This is a genomic window from Pseudomonas sp. Lz4W (genome assembly GCF_000346225.2).
GTDB lineage: Bacteria > Pseudomonadota > Gammaproteobacteria > Pseudomonadales > Pseudomonadaceae > Aquipseudomonas > Aquipseudomonas paraversuta.
In genome coordinates this window covers 2,201,894-2,218,794 of sequence record NZ_CP017432.1, presented here as the reverse complement: position 1 = coordinate 2,218,794, position 16,901 = coordinate 2,201,894, and the positions used below count along the sequence as shown (strand labels likewise).

At 61.6% G+C, this 16,901-nt stretch carries 15 protein-coding genes; 10 read left to right on the top strand and 5 right to left on the bottom strand.

Annotation, left to right across the window (positions count from 1 at the left end; translation table 11 throughout):
- Window position 1 precedes the first annotated feature (1 nt).
- From B195_RS10360 to B195_RS10325, 8 genes are all read left to right on the top strand, one after another.
- The gene (locus B195_RS10360) at window positions 2–946 is read left to right on the top strand and encodes a DUF58 domain-containing protein (protein WP_003444727.1); all 945 of its coding nucleotides are present in this window, start codon (window positions 2–4) and stop codon (window positions 944–946) included.
- Entirely contained in the window at window positions 943–1,437 is a 495-nt protein-coding gene (locus tag B195_RS10355; protein WP_003444728.1) for a DUF4381 domain-containing protein, read from the top strand. Before B195_RS10360 ends, B195_RS10355 begins: the two co-directional genes overlap by 4 nt.
- Entirely contained in the window at window positions 1,430–2,506 is a 1,077-nt protein-coding gene (locus B195_RS10350; protein ID WP_003444730.1) for a VWA domain-containing protein, read from the top strand. The genes B195_RS10355 and B195_RS10350 overlap by 8 nt, the downstream gene beginning before the upstream one ends.
- Window positions 2,503–4,245 (top strand): VWA domain-containing protein, encoded by a 1,743-nt coding sequence (locus tag B195_RS10345; protein WP_003444733.1) that lies wholly within the window; start codon window positions 2,503–2,505, stop codon window positions 4,243–4,245. Before B195_RS10350 ends, B195_RS10345 begins: the two co-directional genes overlap by 4 nt.
- Complete coding sequence (locus B195_RS10340) at window positions 4,242–5,876, top strand: BatD family protein (protein ID WP_003444734.1); 1,635 nt, start codon at window positions 4,242–4,244, stop codon at window positions 5,874–5,876. The genes B195_RS10345 and B195_RS10340 overlap by 4 nt, the downstream gene beginning before the upstream one ends.
- A gap of 90 nt (window positions 5,877–5,966) precedes the next feature.
- Window positions 5,967–7,211, top strand: coding sequence for an exonuclease SbcCD subunit D C-terminal domain-containing protein (locus B195_RS10335; RefSeq protein ID WP_003444736.1), 1,245 nt, complete (start codon window positions 5,967–5,969; stop codon window positions 7,209–7,211).
- A complete protein-coding gene (locus B195_RS10330; protein ID WP_003444737.1) occupies window positions 7,208–10,849 on the top strand; it encodes an AAA family ATPase in 3,642 nt (1,213 codons plus the stop codon). The genes B195_RS10335 and B195_RS10330 overlap by 4 nt, the downstream gene beginning before the upstream one ends.
- Window positions 10,846–11,427: a glutathione S-transferase gene (locus tag B195_RS10325; protein ID WP_003444738.1), complete on the top strand. Its 582-nt coding sequence runs from the start codon at window positions 10,846–10,848 to the stop codon at window positions 11,425–11,427. Before B195_RS10330 ends, B195_RS10325 begins: the two co-directional genes overlap by 4 nt.
- Window positions 11,428–11,509: 82 nt before the next feature.
- On the opposite strand, the gene B195_RS10320 is transcribed toward B195_RS10325, so the two are convergent.
- Both B195_RS10320 and B195_RS10315 read right to left on the bottom strand, forming a co-directional pair.
- Window positions 11,510–12,049, bottom strand: a complete 540-nt coding sequence (locus tag B195_RS10320; RefSeq protein WP_003444739.1) for a cytochrome b — start codon at window positions 12,047–12,049, stop codon at window positions 11,510–11,512.
- Window positions 12,046–13,128: a catalase family peroxidase gene (locus B195_RS10315; RefSeq protein ID WP_003444740.1), complete on the bottom strand. Its 1,083-nt coding sequence runs from the start codon at window positions 13,126–13,128 to the stop codon at window positions 12,046–12,048. The genes B195_RS10320 and B195_RS10315 overlap by 4 nt, the downstream gene beginning before the upstream one ends.
- A gap of 186 nt (window positions 13,129–13,314) precedes the next feature.
- Between B195_RS10315 and B195_RS10310 the strand changes: the two genes are divergently transcribed.
- Window positions 13,315–13,821 carry a sigma-70 family RNA polymerase sigma factor gene (locus B195_RS10310; RefSeq protein ID WP_003444741.1) on the top strand — a complete coding sequence of 169 codons (507 nt, stop codon included), beginning with the start codon at window positions 13,315–13,317 and terminating at the stop codon, window positions 13,819–13,821.
- Window positions 13,818–14,570: an anti-sigma factor gene (locus tag B195_RS10305; protein ID WP_003444744.1), complete on the top strand. Its 753-nt coding sequence runs from the start codon at window positions 13,818–13,820 to the stop codon at window positions 14,568–14,570. The genes B195_RS10310 and B195_RS10305 overlap by 4 nt, the downstream gene beginning before the upstream one ends.
- 521 nt (window positions 14,571–15,091) lie before the next feature.
- Here B195_RS10305 and B195_RS22990 read toward each other — a convergent pair.
- The 3 genes from B195_RS22990 to B195_RS10295 form a co-directional block, all read right to left on the bottom strand.
- Window positions 15,092–15,265 carry a hypothetical protein gene (locus B195_RS22990; RefSeq protein WP_003444762.1) on the bottom strand — a complete coding sequence of 58 codons (174 nt, stop codon included), beginning with the start codon at window positions 15,263–15,265 and terminating at the stop codon, window positions 15,092–15,094.
- A 141-nt stretch (window positions 15,266–15,406) separates the two neighbouring features.
- Window positions 15,407–16,579 (bottom strand): lactonase family protein, encoded by a 1,173-nt coding sequence (locus tag B195_RS10300; protein WP_003444764.1) that lies wholly within the window; start codon window positions 16,577–16,579, stop codon window positions 15,407–15,409.
- A complete protein-coding gene (locus tag B195_RS10295; protein ID WP_003444766.1) occupies window positions 16,569–16,868 on the bottom strand; it encodes a DUF5629 family protein in 300 nt (99 codons plus the stop codon). Before B195_RS10295 ends, B195_RS10300 begins: the two co-directional genes overlap by 11 nt.
- Window positions 16,869–16,901 lie beyond the last annotated feature (33 nt).

The following is a 16,901-nucleotide window of genomic DNA, read 5'->3' as shown; positions in this document are numbered from 1 at the left end:
CATGAACAACCCCCTGCCCGCCGAGCCCGGCATTCGCGTCACCCTTGCCGAACTGATCGAGATGCGGCACCGGGTGCGCGAAGTACAACTGTTCGCCTCCCCTGGCCAGCGCAGCCCGATGGCGGGCCTGCACCATTCAAAATTGCGCGGCCGCGGCGTGGATTTCGATCAGGTACGGGTCTATCAGGCCGGTGACGATGTGCGCACCATCGACTGGCGCGTCACGGCTCGCACCCAGGAGCCGCACACCAAAATGTTCCATGAAGAGCGCGAACGGCCGATCTTCATTCTCGCCGAACAAAGCCGGCGGCTGTTCTTTGGCTCGGGCCTGATGTTCAAGTCGGTGCTTGCGGCCCAGGCTGCCAGTCTGATCGGCTGGGCGGCACTGGGGCACAACGACCGGGTGGGCGGACTGGTATTCGGCGACCACGAACATTACGAAATCAAACCCCGGCGCAGCAAGCAGAGCCTGCTGCAACTGCTTAACCGTCTGGTACGGGTCAACCAGTCGCTGCACACCGAAGTGCAGTCCGACCGCGATGCCCTGGGCATGGCGCTGATCCGGGCGCGGGAAGTGCTGCGCCCCGGCAGCCTGGTGATTGTGATTTGCGATGAGCGCGCACTCACCGACGCCGCCGAGCAGCAACTGAGCCTGTTGGCCCGCCATTGCGACTTGATGCTGCTGCCGCTGTCCGACCCGCTGGACCACGCCCTGCCCGCTGCCGGACTGCTGCGCTTTGCCGAACGCGGAGCACAGCTGGAGCTGGACACCCTCAACTACGACTTGCGTCAGGCCTATCGCGCCCAGGGCGAAGCACGTATTGCGCGCTGGGCGTTGCTGGCACAAAAATTGAGCGTGATGCTGATGCCGTTGAGCACACAAAGTGAAATGATCGAGCAATTGCGTGAATACCTGAACGCCAAACGCCCCGGCAAACCATTATGAAAGACCTGGAACAGTTGCAGCCCCTGATCCAGCCGCCCGTGATCGGCTTCTGGCCGCCTGCGCCTGGCTGGTGGCTGCTGCTGATCCTCCTTGCGGCCCTGGCCTGGGGCCTGTGGTGGCTACGCCGATATCTGCCGGTCAAGCGCCAGCCGCGCAGGGCCGAGCAGCCTCTGGACCCGGTGCGGCTGGCGGCGCTTGAAGAGCTTGCAGGTTTCCCCAAACCCTACGACGGCGCACCGGCCGGAGCCTGGCTGCAACAACTCAACGGCCTGCTCAAACGCCTGTGCCGCAACCACTACCCCTACAGCCAGAGCCACACGCTCAATGGCCGAAAATGGCTGGCATTCCTCGACAACCGCTGTCCGGCGGCCGGTCTGACGCGCTGGATGGTGCTGGTTGAAGGGGCCTACAAGCCCGAATGCAAGCTTGATGACAAGGCGATTGCCGGCCTCAATCAAGCGGTTGAAACCTGGATTCGCAAACATGTTTGAGTTCGCCTGGCCCTGGCTGTTCGTCCTGTTGCCGCTGCCCTGGCTGATGCGCCTGGTGCTGCCGGCCGCCGACAGCGGCGAGGCCGCACTCAAAGTCAGTTTTCTGTCTGACCTGGAAGAGCTGGCCCGGCGCAAAGCCCGCGCAACAATGCCTTCATTGCGTCAGCAAATTCCGTTTTTGCTCTTATGGCTGCTGCTGCTGACCGCTGCCGCGCGGCCACAGTGGCTGGGTGAGCCACTGCCGATTGCCGCCAGCGGCCGGGATTTGCTGGTGGCGGTGGATGTTTCCGGCTCCATGGACTTCCCGGACATGCAATGGCACAACGAAGACATCAGTCGTCTCGATCTGGTCAAAAGCCTGCTCGGGGACTTCCTGGAAAACCGCGAAGGCGATCGCGTAGGCCTGATCCTGTTCGGCAGTCAGGCCTATCTGCAAGCGCCTTTGACCTTCGACCGCCACACCGTCCACACCTGGCTGGATGAAGCGCGAATCGGCATTGCCGGTAAAAACACCGCCATCGGCGACGCCATTGGCCTGGCCCTCAAGCGCTTGCGTCAGCGCCCGGCACAGAGTCGAGTGTTGATTCTGGTGACCGACGGGGCCAACAACGGCGGGCAGATCGACCCGCTGACTGCCGCCCGCCTTGCCGCCGAGGAAGGGGTCAGAATTTATCCGATCGGCATCGGCGCCGACCCTGCCCAAAGCAGTGCCAAGGGCATGTTCAGCATCAATCCCGGGGTGGACCTCGACGAACCGGCTCTGCAGGAAATTGCCAAAGTCACCGGCGGTCAGTACTTCCGGGCCCGCGATGGTCAGGAGCTGGCCGCCATCAAAGACACCCTCGACCGACTGGAACCCGTCGCCCAGCAGCCGACCCAGGCCCGTCCGGTACAGGCACTTTACAGCTGGCCATTGGCCGGTGCCCTGCTGCTGAGCGTGTTGCTGGTGATACGGGAACTGTGGCCAAACAATCCACTGCAACGCTGGCTGAGCAAGGAACATTTTCTGCAACAACATCCTCACTGGCGTTCGCAGCTCAAACGTCTGCGTCTGCGGAGGCGCCGATGAGCACGCTCTGGCCCCACTGGTTCCGTCCCGAATGGCTGTTGCTCTTGCCGCTGCTGTGCTGGTTGCTGTGGAAACTCTGGCACCGACAAAAACGTGCGGGGCGCTGGCAGATGATTCTGCCGGTGGCCTTCCATCGCGTACTGCTCAGTGGCGGCAGCGGGCGTAACAGCAAACTGCCCTGGATCGCCCTGGGACTGGCCTGGCTGCTAGCCCTGCTGGCACTGCTGGGCCCAAGCTGGGAACGGGTTGAGCAATCCACCCAAAAACCTGCCGACCCGTTGGTGGTGATGTTGCAGCTCACTCCGGAGATGCTGGCCACGGACAAAAATCCAAACCGGCTGGAGCAGGCGCGACGCAAACTCTACGACCTGTTGCAAAGCCGCAGCGATGCGCAAACGGCCGTCATTGTCTACGCCGGCAGCGCCCATACCCTGGTGCCGCTGTCCGATGACCTGTCCACCAGCCGCAACCTGCTCGAAGCGCTCAAGCCCTCCATCATGCCGCAGCCGGGCCATCGCGCCGATCTGGCGGTGGCCAAAGCCCTCAAGCTGCTGGATCAGGGGGCCCTGGGCCAGGGCCGCTTGCTGCTTATCACCTCATCGCTCAGCGAACAGGAGCGCGAGGGCATCAGCCAGGTCTTGAAGGGCCATACCCCGCAGTTACTGATGCTCGGCATCGGCAGTCGTGAGGGTGCGCCGGTGGTTGATGAAAACGGCCAGTTTCTCAAGGACGACCAGGGCGCCATCCTCATGCCCCGTCTCGACAGCGCGGCCCTGCGGGCCTTCGCCCTCGAAGTTGACGGCCGCTACCGCCAGGCGCGCCTGGACGACAACGACTTGCGCGGCCTGGGCCTGCTCGACGGGCCCCGGCAGTTACGCAATAACGGCCAGACCCTGCAGCTGGACACCTGGGCCGACCAGGGCTACTGGTTGCTGCTGCCACTGTTGCTGTTGGCAGCCTGCGCAGGCCGCCGCGGCTGGCTGCTGTGCCTGCCGTTGTTATTGATGCTGCCCCAGCACGGTTACGCCATGAGCTTCACCGACCTGTGGCTGCGCCCCGACCAGCAAGGTCAGCGTTTACTGGAGCAGAAGAAACCGTTGCAAGCCGTCGAGCACTTCGAGGACGCGCAATGGCAAGGCGTTGCCCTGTATCAAGCGGGCGATTACGCCGCTGCGGCTCAGCGCTTTGCCGAGTCCAACACCGCCAGCGCCCACTATAATCGCGGCAATGCGCTGGCCAAGGGCGGTCAACTGGAAGCGGCCATCGACGCCTATGAACAAGCCCTGGAGTTGCAACCGGACTTGCAGGTAGCGGCACAGAACAAAGCCCTGATCGAAAAAGTGCTCGAACAAAAAAACGCCGAGACCACCCCGCCGGCCGACAACAAACCCGAGACTGACTCAGAACCGGAACCGGCGCCTGCCATCAGCACCCGTAACAGCAGCGCCTCGGGTGACAGCGCGCAGCAGCAGGAAAACAGTTCGGCCACCGAGCCGGATGCTGCGGCAAACAACAACGATTCCCCGGAACCGCCTCCGCCAGCCAGCAATCCAGAGCCCGGCAGCGAATCCACCGACGATACGACCACCCGCCCCCCGGCGCCGACGTCAGACCACCTGGACGAGGAGCATCGCCAGGCACTGGAACAATGGCTCAGACAGATTCCCGACAACCCCAGCGAATTGTTGCGACGGAAATTTTGGTACGAACAGCAGCAACATCAGGACTCGCCCCAATGAACCGCATTTGCGCCTTGCTTCTCCTGCTCTGCTGCTGGACCGTGCCGGCCCATGCGCTCGGGCTGGTTGCCAGTGTTGATCGCAATCAACTCAACTCCGGCGAAACCGTCGAGCTGACCCTTCAATCAAACGACGCCACCCTGTTCGGCAAACCGGATCTGACACCGCTCCAGGCCCTGTTCGATGTCCGGGGTACGCGCCAGGTCAACCAACTGACCGACCTCAGCGAAGACAACAAGGCCAACACCCGCTGGATCATCACCTTGCAGCCCAAAAGCACCGGCACCGTGATTATTCCGCCGCTGCAGGTCGGTGCCTACCACAGCCTGCCCATCAGCCTGACGGTCACTCAAAGCATCCGCAGCGACAACGAGCTGGCGCCGGTATTTATCGAAGCCGTCCTCGACCAGCCAAGCGTCTACGTTCAGGCCCAGGCAATACTGACCCTGCGCATCTACCACTCGGTTGCCCTGTACGACGACAGCAGCCTGACCCCCTTGCACCTGACAGACGCCATTGTCGAGCAACTGGGCGAGTCGCGGACCTACGAGAAATTGATCAATGGGGTACGCCACGGCGTGATTGAACTGCGCTACGGCATTTACCCGCAGAAAAGCGGCGAGCTGATCATCCCGGCCCAGACGTTCAGCGCTACCCAGGTTGACAGCCAGCAAGCCGCCGCCCCTGCCCCGCTGGGCCCCAAGCCTGGAAAAATGGTGCATGTGAGCACAGCCGACATCCCGCTGACGGTCAAACCCAAACCTGCGGACTATCCGGCCAACTCGCCCTGGCTGCCAGCACGCAGCCTTAGCGTCAGTGAGTCGTGGAACCCCGAGCCGGATCACTGCCAGGTCGGCGAATCATTGACCCGTACCCTCACCCTCAAGGCTGAAGGTCTGTCCAGCGCCCAGCTGCCGCCCCTGCCCGCCACCGATGTAAACGGATTGCGCCGCTACCCGGACCTGCCGCAACTGAGCAATCAGATCACCGAAAACGGCCTGGTGGGCAGCCGTGAAGAACGCGAGGCTCTGGTCCCCTCCCGGGTCGGCCAGGTTGAATTGCCTGCCGTCGAAGTGGTCTGGTGGAACACCCATGAAGACAGCCTGGAACGTAGTTACCTGCCTGCACGGACCTTACAGGTAGCCGCCAACCCGAATCTGGCGCTGGATACACCGGTCAGCACCCTGCCTGCGGCAATGAATGACGACTCCACATTGTGGCTCTGGCAACTGAGCACCTTTATCCTCGCCTGCACCACCCTCGCAGGTTTCGGCCTGTGGTGGCGCGCCCGCTGGCAGCCGGCCATTTTACGGGCCGCGCAAACCGGTCCCAGCCCCCGTACCCTGCTCGATGATCTCAAGCGCGCCTGCCTTGCCAACGACCCGCAGGCCACCCGCCAGGCACTCGATGCCTGGGCCCGGCAACAGCCGGAAACCCTGGCCGAAATGGCCGCGCGGTTTGTACTGCTGTCCGATGCCCTGGATGGTCTCAATGGCGCGCTCTACAGCGAAACCGGTCAGCACTGGCAGGGTGAAGAACTGTGGAAGGCCATTCGCAGCATTCCTGCCGCCGAACGTGAGCACGATGCGGGCAGCGAGCCGAGCAGCCTGCCACCGCTCTACCCCAAATAATTTCCAGCCGGCCCCGCGCCCGTGTGTGTACCGGGGCCGGTTTTGCGTCCAGCCTGCGCTGGACGAAGCCCATTTTTTACGGACTCTGTCATGCGCCTGTTTCACACTTCCGACTGGCACCTGGGGCAAAACCTCCATGGCCAGGAACGCGACTTCGAACACGCTTGCTTTCTGAGCTGGCTATTGAGCCAACTGGCCGACCAGCAACCGGACGTGCTGCTGATTGCCGGTGACATCTTCGACACCGTCAACCCGCCGGTCAAAGCCCAGGAACGGCTCTACGACTTTATCGTCAGCGCCCATGAGCAACAGCCCGGCCTGACCATCGTGATGATTGCCGGCAACCACGACTCCGGATCCCGGATTGAGCTGCCGGCGCCCTTGATGCGCCGCCTGCGGGCCCATGCCCTGGGCCGGGTGCTGTGGCTCGACGACGGGCGGCTGGACGCAGAACGCCTGCTGATCCCGCTCCCCGATGCCTCTGGCGAAATTGCCGGCTGGTGCCTGGCGCTGCCGTTTCTGCGGCCCGCCGAAGTCACCGGCGCCCATCTGGGGGATGACTACCTGCGCGGCATCGGCCAGGTCCATGAATGGCTGATCGCCGCCGCCAACGCCCGGCGCAAGCCAGGCCAGGCCCTGATCGCCATCAGCCATGCGCACATGGCCGGCGGTTCGGTCTCGCAAGACTCCGAGCGCAGCCTGATCATCGGCAACGCCGAAGCCCTGCCCGCCAGCCTGTTCGGCCCCAGCATCAGCTATGTCGCCCTGGGGCATTTGCATAAACCCCAGCGAGTGAATGGTGAAGAACGCATTCGCTACTGCGGATCTCCAATTCCGTTGTCATTCTCGGAAATCGGCTACCAACATCAAATCCTCGATGTGCAACTGGATGGCGAAACCCTGGTCAGTGTCGAACCGCGCCTGATCCCGCGGGCCGTCAACCTGCAGCGCATTGGCCCGGCCCCCTTGGCGCAAGTCCTTGAGCAACTGGCCGAACTGCCGGACATCGACTTGCTGGCCGATCCCCAGCGTCAGCCCTGGCTCGAAGTACGGGTCAAACTTGACGAGCCGCAACCCGATCTGCGCCAGCAAATTGAAACCGCGCTGCAGGGAAAATCGGTTCGCCTGGTGCGCATCGCTGCCGAGTACGCCGGCAGTGGTCGGCGCGCCGACGAGGATGACGCCAATGGCCTGATCGAACTCGATCAACTGACTCCCCGGGAACTGTTCAGCCGCGCCTGGCAGGAAAATTACGGCAGTGAAGCCGACGAGCAAACCCTCAACGACTTCGCGCTGTTGCTGCAAGAAGTACAGCTGGAAGGTGAACAACCATGAAAATCCTGGCCATTCGCCTGAAGAACCTCGCCTCGCTGGCCGGCCCCTTTGAGCTGGACTTCACCGCCGAGCCCCTGGCCAGTGCCGGACTGTTTGCCATAACAGGCCCCACCGGGGCCGGCAAAAGTACCTTGCTCGACGCATTGTGCCTGGCACTGTTTGGTGCCGTTCCGCGCCTGAGCAACACCGGGCGCGATGCCAAGGTGCCGGATGCCGATGGCGAAGTGGCCACCGGCGACCCTCGTACCCTGCTGCGTCGCGGCACCGGTGAAGGCTATGCCGAAGTCGACTTTGTCGGCATCGACGGCCGCCGTTACCGGGCCCGCTGGGAAGCCAACCGCGCCCGGGAGAAAGCCGCCGGCAAACTGCAGGCCAGCCGCCAAAGCCTGCGCGACCTCGACAGCGACCAACTGCTGGCCAGCCAGAAAGGCGATTACAAAGTGCAGCTCGAAGCGCGTCTGGGGCTCAACTTCGAGCAGTTCACCCGCGCCGTGATGCTGGCCCAGAGCGAGTTCAGCGCCTTTCTCAAAGCCGATGACAACGAGCGCAGCGAACTGCTGGAAAAACTCACCGACACCGCGCTCTACACCCGGCTGGGTAAACGGGCCTTCGACAAGGCCAAAGAAGCCCGGGACAACCACAAGCAGTTGCTGGACCAGGCCGTTGGTGTGACCCCCTTGACCCCTGAAGCCCGCGTCGAACTGGACCAGCAGTACGACGAAGCCCGGCAACAGCTGAAAAACCGGCAGAGCCAGCTCAAGCAGCTGGAGCAACAGCACAGCTGGCTTAAAACCCTGCGCGAGCTGCAAGAGCAACAACACAGTGCCGCCGAGCAACTGCAACAGGCGCAAACCCTGTGGCAGAGCCAGGCCGACCAGCGCCAGACCCTCAACCTGCTGGAGCAATTGGCACCGCAACGCCATCAATTTGCCCGACTGGCCGAGCTTGAGGCACAGCTCAGCCCGCTGGCCGCACACATTGCTGCTCATCTGCAGCAACAAACCGCACTCAACCAGCGCCAGGGGCAACTGCAACAAGCGCTACAAACAGCGCAACTGGAGGCCACCCAGGCTCAGGCCCGACAACGCGAGTGCGCACCCCGGGTGCAGCAGGCACATTTGGCCCAGGCCAACCTCAGTCGCCTGACGCAAGCCCTCGACGCCCAGCAAGTCCTCATGCAACAAGCGCAACAGGCCTGTGACGAGGGCCAGCAAGGGCTGGCCCGGATGGTCGAGCACCAGCAACAAGGTGCCGGGCGCATTGAGCACATCACCCGGCAACTGGAGCAAAGTGCTGAACTGACGCCATTGGCCAATGCCTGGGACGCCTATCGCCCGCGCCTGCAGCAACTGGTTCGCCTGAGCAACAACCTCGGCACCGGTAATAAAGAACTGCCCGCCCTTGAACAACGGGCGCAGCTGGCGGCGCAACAACTCAACGAATTGCGCAACACTCTGGAAATACTGTTCCAGGAGGCCGAAGCCGAGCCGCAGGCCGTCAATGAGCAAATCCAGACCCTGGGCAGCCTGCTCTCCGACAACCATCAGCAACAACGCGCGTTCGAAGACTTGCAGCGCCTGTGCAGCAGCCAGCTTGCACTGGAGGCCCGCTTGCAGGGGTTACAACTCAAGCTGCAGACCCTGCAGACCGAACGCGAACAGCTGATCGAACAAGGCACCGCGACCAAGAAACAATTCGAGTCGGCCGAGCAGGCCCTGCTGGTCACCCAACAGCTACTGGAACGCCAGCGACTGGCTCGCAGCGCCAGCGTCGAAGAACTGCGCGCCCGGCTGCAGGATGACCAGCCGTGTCCGGTTTGCGGCAGTCATGAGCACCCCTATCACCAGCCAGAAGTACTGTTGCAGAGCCTTTCACGCTTTGACGAGGAAGAAGAGGCCAGCGCCCGCAAGGTGGTCGACGGCCTTAAAGAAACCTTGATTCAGTTGCGCGAAAAAGTCGGCGGGGTGAACGCCCAGCACCGCGAGTTCCTCCAGCAACATCAGCACATCCTCGACGAACAACAGGCCCTGGCTCCCGGCCTTGAGGCGCATCCGCTGTATCCGCAATGGCTGGCACAAGATCCAGCCAGGCGTGAGCAGTGGCTGACCCAGCGCCTGGGCCAGTTGCAACACAGCATCAACCAGGATCAACAGCGCCAGAACACCCTGCTGGCCCTGCAAAAAGAAGCCGCACAATTACAGCAGCAAGTGCAGCGCAGTACCGAGGCCAGCCAGATGGCCGCGCAACAGCTGGCCGAGCAACGCCTGCACCTGCAAGCCGACAAGCAGCGCCTTGGCGATGAGCTGGCGGAATTCGCCGGCCTGTTGCCCGAGGCGACTCTCGCAGCGCTGCGCGATAATCCGTCAGCCTGTTTTATGGCGCTTGACCAGCAAGTGGCCGATCGACTGGCGCAACTCGAGCAACTGCGCGATGAACAATCGGAGCAGGCGCAACGGGCGAGCCAAATCGAGCGGGCGCAGTATCAGCAAGCCAATATCACTAAAGAGCTCGAAACCCTGCAACGCAGCGTGCTCGAACTGACCGCGCAACAGCAGTCGGGCCAGCAGGCCCTCCATGAGCTACTGGGCGATTACAGCAGTGCGCAACTATGGCAACACAGCCTGGAACAGGCAGTGGAACAGGCCCGTGTGGCCCAGGCCGAAGCAGAGCAGGCCGTGCAGACCTGCGCCAACCAGTTGCTGCAACTGACCGCCGAGCTCAAGGCGCAACAGCAACACCAGCACGCACTGCAACAGGAACACAGCACCCTCAGTGCTCAGGTTGCGCAATGGCGTGCGCAGCACAGCGAACTGGATGACAGCCGTTTGCAACAGTTGCTGAGCATTGACGAAGCGCAATTGCGTCAGTTGCGCCTGCAACTGCAAAACAGCGAGAAGGCCGTAGAGCAAGCCCGCGTTCTGTTGCAGGAGCGCGACCAACGTCTGAATCAGCATCAGGCCCAGGCCAACGGCAACCTTGACGCCCAGGCACTGGACAGCGCCCTGAATGAGCTGCACGGCCTGATCAACACCAGCGAACAGCAATCTGCGGAGTTACGTGCCCGGCAAGCCGAAGACCAGCGCCGCCAGGAGGCCAACCAGGCACTGGCGCAACGCATCAGCCAGGCCTATGACGAATGGCAGCGCTGGGCACGGCTCAATGCCCTGATCGGTTCCGCCACCGGCGACACCTTCCGCAAAATCGCCCAGGCCTACAACCTCGATTTGCTGGTGCACCACGCCAATGCACAGCTGCGCCAACTGGTGCGCCGCTATCGCCTCAAACGCGGCGGCAGCATGCTCGGCCTGCTGGTAATGGATACCGAAATGGGCGACGAACTGCGTTCAGTCCACTCGTTGTCCGGCGGTGAGACCTTCCTGGTGTCACTGGCTCTGGCCCTGGGTCTGGCGTCAATGGCGTCCAGCACGCTGAAAATCGAATCACTGTTTATCGACGAAGGCTTCGGCAGTCTCGATCCCGAGTCGCTGCAACTGGCAATGGATGCCCTCGATGGGCTGCAGGCCCAGGGCCGCAAAGTCGGAGTGATTTCCCATGTCCAGGAAATGCACGAGCGCATCCCCGTGCAAATTCAAGTGCGCCGTCAAGGCAACGGCCTGAGCACCGTGGAGGTCAAATGACCCTGCTTTATTCCTTCCGTCGCTGCCCCTATGCCATGCGGGCGCGCATGGCCTTGCACTACAGCGGCGTACCGGTGTCGATTGTGGAAGTCAGCCTCAAGGCCAAACCTGCCGAAATGCTGGCAGCCTCGCCAAAAGGCACAGTACCGGTACTGGTGTGTGCCGATGGCAGGGTCATCGAACAAAGCCTGGACATCATGCACTGGGCACTTGAGCAGCATGATCCGGAGCATTGGCGACAAGGGGCCTGGGGGGAGCTGATTGAAGAAAACGACAGCCGCTTCAAGGCCAGTCTGGATCGTTACAAATACGCCAACCGATATCCCGAATACCCGATGGAGTATTACCGGGGCCAGGGGGAAGCCTTTTTACAACGCCTGGAAGATTTGCTTGAACAGACGCCGTATCTCGCCGGGCCGCGATTGAGCCTGGCTGATGTGGCCCTTGCGCCATTTGTGCGGCAGTTTGCCCACGTCGATCGAGACTGGTTCGAGCAAGCACCCTACCCGCGCCTGAGAGCGTGGCTGGAGCGGTTTCTGGCAAGCGAGTTATTCACCTCAATCATGGCCAGGTCCTGAACCCAAACCTGCAGGAGCGAGCTTTTCCTGGATCAAAAGCTCGCGAGGCAAGCTCGCTCCTACAGGGGCTTCAAGGACAACGTCAGTCCTTACCGCGCACCATGCTTTGCAGCACCCCGTCCCGGCGAATCCAGCCATGGAACAACGCCGCCGCCAAATGCAGCAATACGGTAAAAAACAGCAAATACGCCAGGTAGGTATGGGCCTTGCGCAAAAAGGCAAAGGTGCCGGGACTGGCCGGCACTATCCCGGGCAGTTGCAAGGAACTGCTGAGCATCACCGGATCACCCGCTGCCGAAATCATCGCCCAGCCCACAATCGGCAAGCAGAACATCAACCCGTACAGCAACAGGTGAGACATCCTGGCCGCCAATACCTGGACCGCCGGCAGATCCGCCGGCAACCCTGGCTGGCGGGTTGAAAAGCGCACAAACAGGCGTACGACTACCAGCAGCAGTATCGCAATGCCCAGAGGCTTGTGCAGATTCAACAGCCATTCATGGCGCTCGGACACCGATGCCGCCATGCCCGCACCAATAAACAACATGGCGATAACCATCACCGCCATCAACCAGTGCAGAAAACGCGCCACCGGGGCGAAATGTGAGACTGGAGCGCTCATGGCCGTTTCTCCTGGGAAAGCTGATCGACTTCACTGGTGCGCCGCAGATACGAACTGGCATAGGCCGCCGAACGTGCCGCCAGCAACGGATCATCCGAAGGTTCAATGCCCCTTGGCAGGATCAGCGGGTCATAGTTGATATCGCGACATTCTCCCGAGTTCTGTTGCTCGGCCTGTTGCAACACCAGGGTGCCGGCGTTGATCACCTTGCGCCCGGCAGGCCAGGCCTTGCTGGCGTCGTTGACCGGGTCACCGGCCTCGGCCAGGGTCAGGTTGAGCTGCCATTTCAGCGGCCCTGCGGCCAGGCGCCGGGTCAGGTCCTGTTCCAGATAGTCAGCATCATCGGGCGCCGTGGCGCCCGGGGCATCCTGGCCTTCAGGTACTACGCCCCAGCGCACGGCCTGACGTTGCCCGACAGCATTGACCAGATAAAACGCATTGATCCCGTTATAGCTTTCGGTGGCGAAACTGGCTGATGGCTTCGCGGTTTTGACCCACTGCAGGAACGGGGCTGATTCAGGGTGCGCCGCAAAAAAACCGGGCATGGCTCCGGGCCGGGGTTTACCGGTTGCCGGATCCGGCGCGCCGGCTTGCAGCATCTGGTAGAACGCCTCGGGGGTGCCCACTGCAAACACCGGCATGCTGTTCATGCCCGTGCGCCATTGCTGGCCGTTGGCCTCGGTGAAGCGCAGCGCCAGGCTGCGTATCGGCACACTGCTGTCGGGCGCGTACGGATTGCCGCTGGGCAAGGCAAAGCGCCCCACCACCGGGGTGCGCCCGTCCTCGAAAACCTGGGCCCGGGACAAACCCTGGGCATTGCCGTTGCTCTGGAAATACCCCACCACGCAGATACCCTTGGCATGGTTGCGTCGGTACCCCGGATACACACCGTTGTTGTGCTCCAGCGCATTGACCAGGGTTTTAGGGCGCAGGCGCTGGGAATCCAGCGTACCGTTGACGTAATAAAACGCCCCGGCCATGACCACCACAACAACACCGATCCCGGCCAGACGCAGCATCACACTGGTCGGGCTCAACGGTGGCTTGGCAGGCCGCACAGGCGGCAATTGATCTACCATAAAAAACTCCAGGGCCACGGGGCCGTCAGGTGGATTGCATATGAGACGAAGGCCGGACCGGCTTATTCCCGCGGTAGAGGAAAGTTTTTCAGGCATTTATTTTTTTGCCCCTCGGGAATAACCATCAATCCTGGTCGTCTGCATGCTGATGACCCCGACTAACAGACCAACGCCTTGCAGGTCCCCATGTCACCCTTTGACGAGCAACTGCGCGAACTGATCCCGCGCCTCAGGCGATTTGCCCTGTCGCTGACACGCCACTCCAGCAATGCCGACGATCTGGTGCAAACCTGCCTGGAACGGGCACTGGCCAGCGTGGCGAGCAAACGTCCCGAAGGCGATTTGCGGGCCTGGCTATTCACTATTTTGTATCGCCAGTTTGTCGACAACCATCGGCGCTCGCGGCGCTATGCCCGCATGCTCGAATTTTTTACCGGGCGCGATGACACTCAGCCCTCCACCGAACGCACAGTCATCGCGCAATCGACGTTGCAGGCATTCGAACGCCTGGGCACCGAGCAACGGGCCCTGCTGCTGTGGGTATCGGTGGAGGGCATGAGTTACCAGCAAGTGGCCGACATTCTGGAAGTGCCGATTGGCACCGTGATGTCGCGTCTGTCACGCGCACGCCAGGCCTTGCGCCAACTCAGCGAAGGCGAAATCACCCGCCCTGCCCTGCGGAGACTGAAATGATCACCACCCCGCCCAGTGAGCGTGACCTGCACGCTTATGTCGATTACGCGCTCAGCGAAGCTGAACGCCACCAGGTTGAGCAGTATCTGCAGGCCAACCCTGAAGTCGCTGCCCGGGTGCAAGCCTGGCAGCGGGACGCTCAGGTGTTGCGTACTGCGTTGCAGCAGAGCCTGCAGCAGCCGGAAAATGCGGCACTCGACCCCGTAGCCATACGCCAGCGATTGCACCGCCAGTCACGTCGCCAGTGGGCAACAGCGGCAGTGCTGTTAATCGCCGTGAGCATCGGCGGCGTCGGCGGCTGGCAAGCCCGGCAAATCACTCAGGGCTCCGCTGGCTTGCCCATGACCGACGCACTGGCAGCCCATCGCATGTTTGCGCTGCAGGGCTTTCTGCCGGCCGACTACAAGGTGCAGCAAAGCAATGACATGCAGGGCTGGATAGATGGTTATTTCAATCAGGCCGAACGCTTGCCGGACCTGAGCGGTGCGGGCTTCCGGCCGGTCAGCGGGCGATTGCTGACCACCGATCAGGGCGGTGCGGCGATGGTGTTGTACGAGAATGGCCAGGGCCAGCACATCAGCTTCTACATCCGCCCGCCCGGCCCGCAAAACAACCTGTTACCACGGGGCAGCCGGCGCGATGGCGATTTGCAGGCGGACTACTGGTCCGGGCCCGGCTACAACTACGCCATGGTCGGCCCGGCAGACGGCCCAACCACAGAATTGCTCGAGACAGGACACAACCTGTAGCCGCGAATAAAAGCTCAATATTTATTGAGCCCTGCAGGAGCGAGCTTGCCTCGCGAGCTCTTCTCCCCGCAAAGCTGAAAAGCTCGCGAGGCAAGCTCGCTCCTACAGGGGGGCAGATCATTTCAGGCTACAACTACGCCATGGTCGGCCCGGCAGACGGCCCAACCGCAGAATTGCTCGAGACAGGCCACAACCTGTAGCCGCGAATAAAAGCTCAATATTTATTGAGCCCTGCAGGAGCGAGCTTGCCTCGCGAGCGCTTCCCGGCAAAGCTGAAAAGCTCGCGAGGCAAGCTCGCTCCTACAAGGGGGGCAGATCATTTCAGGCTACAACTACGCCATGGTCGGCCCGGCAGACGGCCCAACCGCAGAATTGCTCGAGACAGGACACAACCTGTAGCCGCGAATAAAAGCTCAATATTTATTGAGCCCCTGTAGGAGCGAGCTTGCCTCGCGAGCTCTTCCCGGCAAAGCTGAAAAGCTCGCGAGGCAAGCTCGCTCCTACAGGGGGGGCAGGTCTTTTCAGGATTGGGTCTTATGGTCCAGGGCGGCGTAGAAGTTAGCGCTTTGCTGCAGGTACTTCTGGGTATAGCTGGGGGATTTTTTGTCGCTGATGAGCACGCTGGCACTGGCAGGCAGGGCCACGGTGGCAGAGATGGCGGAGGCAGCAATCACGGAGAAAAGATTGAAATTCATGGCGGTAACCCTCGACGATTCAGTTGGCTTGCTTGCCTTTTCAGGCCGTGGAACCAACTTAACGCCAAGGGTCATCCCGCAGAAATTCATTGCAGCACTAGCCTCTATCAGCAGGATTAATAGAGGGCTGCAAGCCCCTGATTACGGGCGTTTGATGAATTTCAGATCTGAAGGCGCATCCATGGCCAGGGTTTGCAGGGTTTTACCCAGCTTGCCGGTCTGGGGGTCGCGCTCCAGCACCACGATGGCATTGCTCATCTGATTGGCGATCAACAGGAACTTGCCGTTGGGGCTCAGGGCAAACTCCCGGGGATGGTCTCCCTCAACCGAACGGCGTTGAATCTCGCTCAGCTCACCGTTCGCCGGATTGATTGCAAATACCAGAATTTCATTGGCCTTGCCGCGGTTGCTCACGTAAAGAAACTTGCCATCCGGCGACGCATGCACCGCACCTGCGGCACGATTTTGCGCTGGCTGGCCGTGGGCCAGTTCCAGTGCCTGGCGCTGCTTGAGCTGACCGTCGGCATAGTCGAACACAAACACCTGGGCACTCATTTCAGTGGTCAGGTACGCGTGCTTGCCGTCCTTGGAGAACAACAAGTGACGCGGACCGCTACCCGCCGGCAACTCGACATAGGCCGGATCGGCAGCCACCAAAGGATGCTCGGGGTTGGCCGCCGGATCGTACTTGTAGACAAAAACCTTGTCGGCCCCCAGGTCACTGGCGAATACAAACTTGCCGTCCGGTGAAGACACCACCGAATGCACGTGTGCCGACATCTGGCGCTCGGGGTTTACCCGGCTGGCCGGATGGCTGCTCATCTGGGTCACAGGCTGCAACTCGCCCCGGGCGTTTATCGGCACCACCGCCAGGCTGCCGCCCGGATCGGCGTGCACACCGTAGTTGGCAACAAACAGGTAGCGCTCGTCGCCGCTAAGGCTGGAATGGGTCGGCTCTTCGCCCAGGGTCTTGACCTGGTTGATCAGGTTCAGCTCATTGGTTTTCGGATCGATCGACAAACTGCTGACACGCCCCACCACATCGGCCTGGCCCTGCCCGTTTTCATTGACCACAAACAGGCGGCTTTGATCCCGAGATAAAGTCAGCCACGAAGGGTTGGTGGCCTTGAACACTTGCAGCGGCTCGGGGGTGAGCCGCCCGCTCTGACTGTCGAACTGTAAACGGTAAATCCCCTGGCTCTTGCCCTGGGTATAGGACCCTACCAGCAGCTCGACCTCAGACCCGAAGGCCGCCTGCGCCGACATGGCGCCAATGCTTGAAGCCATCAACAAGGGTAACCATTTAAACTTCATCAACCACCTCAGTGTCATCGTCGTCATTGCTCGCGCTAAATGCGCTGAGGCAAACCAGGCGGTGCTCACCCGAGTCGCCGGTCAGGGTCCAGCTTTTCAATGCTTCGTCAAACACGGCTGCATCCAGCTGTGCGAGGGTGAAGCTCCAACGCTTTTCGGCACGACCATCCATGCACTTGATGAGCAACTGCACATCGTCCAGAGAAAAATCCCAGGCATGCAGCCCGTCAATTTCCAGCATGTCACTGGTTTCAAGGGCTGCACGCAAGGTCTGGTTTGAATCGCTCATTAATCTATCACCTGTTGGAAAGGCGTAATGATA

Excerpts from the sequence above, each read along its gene's own strand:
- B195_RS10335 (WP_003444736.1), top strand. The coding sequence starts at position 5,967 with ATGCGCCTGTTTCACACTTCCGACTGGCACCTGGGGCAAAACCTCCAT.
- B195_RS10295 (WP_003444766.1), bottom strand. The coding sequence starts at position 16,868 with ATGAGCGATTCAAACCAGACCTTGCGTGCAGCCCTTGAAACCAGTGAC.
- B195_RS10310 (WP_003444741.1), top strand. The coding sequence starts at position 13,315 with ATGTCACCCTTTGACGAGCAACTGCGCGAACTGATCCCGCGCCTCAGG.
- B195_RS10305 (WP_003444744.1), top strand. The coding sequence starts at position 13,818 with ATGATCACCACCCCGCCCAGTGAGCGTGACCTGCACGCTTATGTCGAT.
- B195_RS10300 (WP_003444764.1), bottom strand. The coding sequence starts at position 16,579 with ATGAAGTTTAAATGGTTACCCTTGTTGATGGCTTCAAGCATTGGCGCC.
- B195_RS10340 (WP_003444734.1), top strand. The coding sequence starts at position 4,242 with ATGAACCGCATTTGCGCCTTGCTTCTCCTGCTCTGCTGCTGGACCGTG.
- B195_RS10320 (WP_003444739.1), bottom strand. The coding sequence starts at position 12,049 with ATGAGCGCTCCAGTCTCACATTTCGCCCCGGTGGCGCGTTTTCTGCAC.
- B195_RS22990 (WP_003444762.1), bottom strand. The coding sequence starts at position 15,265 with ATGAATTTCAATCTTTTCTCCGTGATTGCTGCCTCCGCCATCTCTGCC.
- B195_RS10315 (WP_003444740.1), bottom strand. The coding sequence starts at position 13,128 with ATGGTAGATCAATTGCCGCCTGTGCGGCCTGCCAAGCCACCGTTGAGC.
- B195_RS10345 (WP_003444733.1), top strand. The coding sequence starts at position 2,503 with ATGAGCACGCTCTGGCCCCACTGGTTCCGTCCCGAATGGCTGTTGCTC.
- B195_RS10325 (WP_003444738.1), top strand. The coding sequence starts at position 10,846 with ATGACCCTGCTTTATTCCTTCCGTCGCTGCCCCTATGCCATGCGGGCG.
- B195_RS10360 (WP_003444727.1), top strand. The coding sequence starts at position 2 with ATGAACAACCCCCTGCCCGCCGAGCCCGGCATTCGCGTCACCCTTGCC.
- B195_RS10350 (WP_003444730.1), top strand. The coding sequence starts at position 1,430 with ATGTTTGAGTTCGCCTGGCCCTGGCTGTTCGTCCTGTTGCCGCTGCCC.
- B195_RS10330 (WP_003444737.1), top strand. The coding sequence starts at position 7,208 with ATGAAAATCCTGGCCATTCGCCTGAAGAACCTCGCCTCGCTGGCCGGC.
- B195_RS10355 (WP_003444728.1), top strand. The coding sequence starts at position 943 with ATGAAAGACCTGGAACAGTTGCAGCCCCTGATCCAGCCGCCCGTGATC.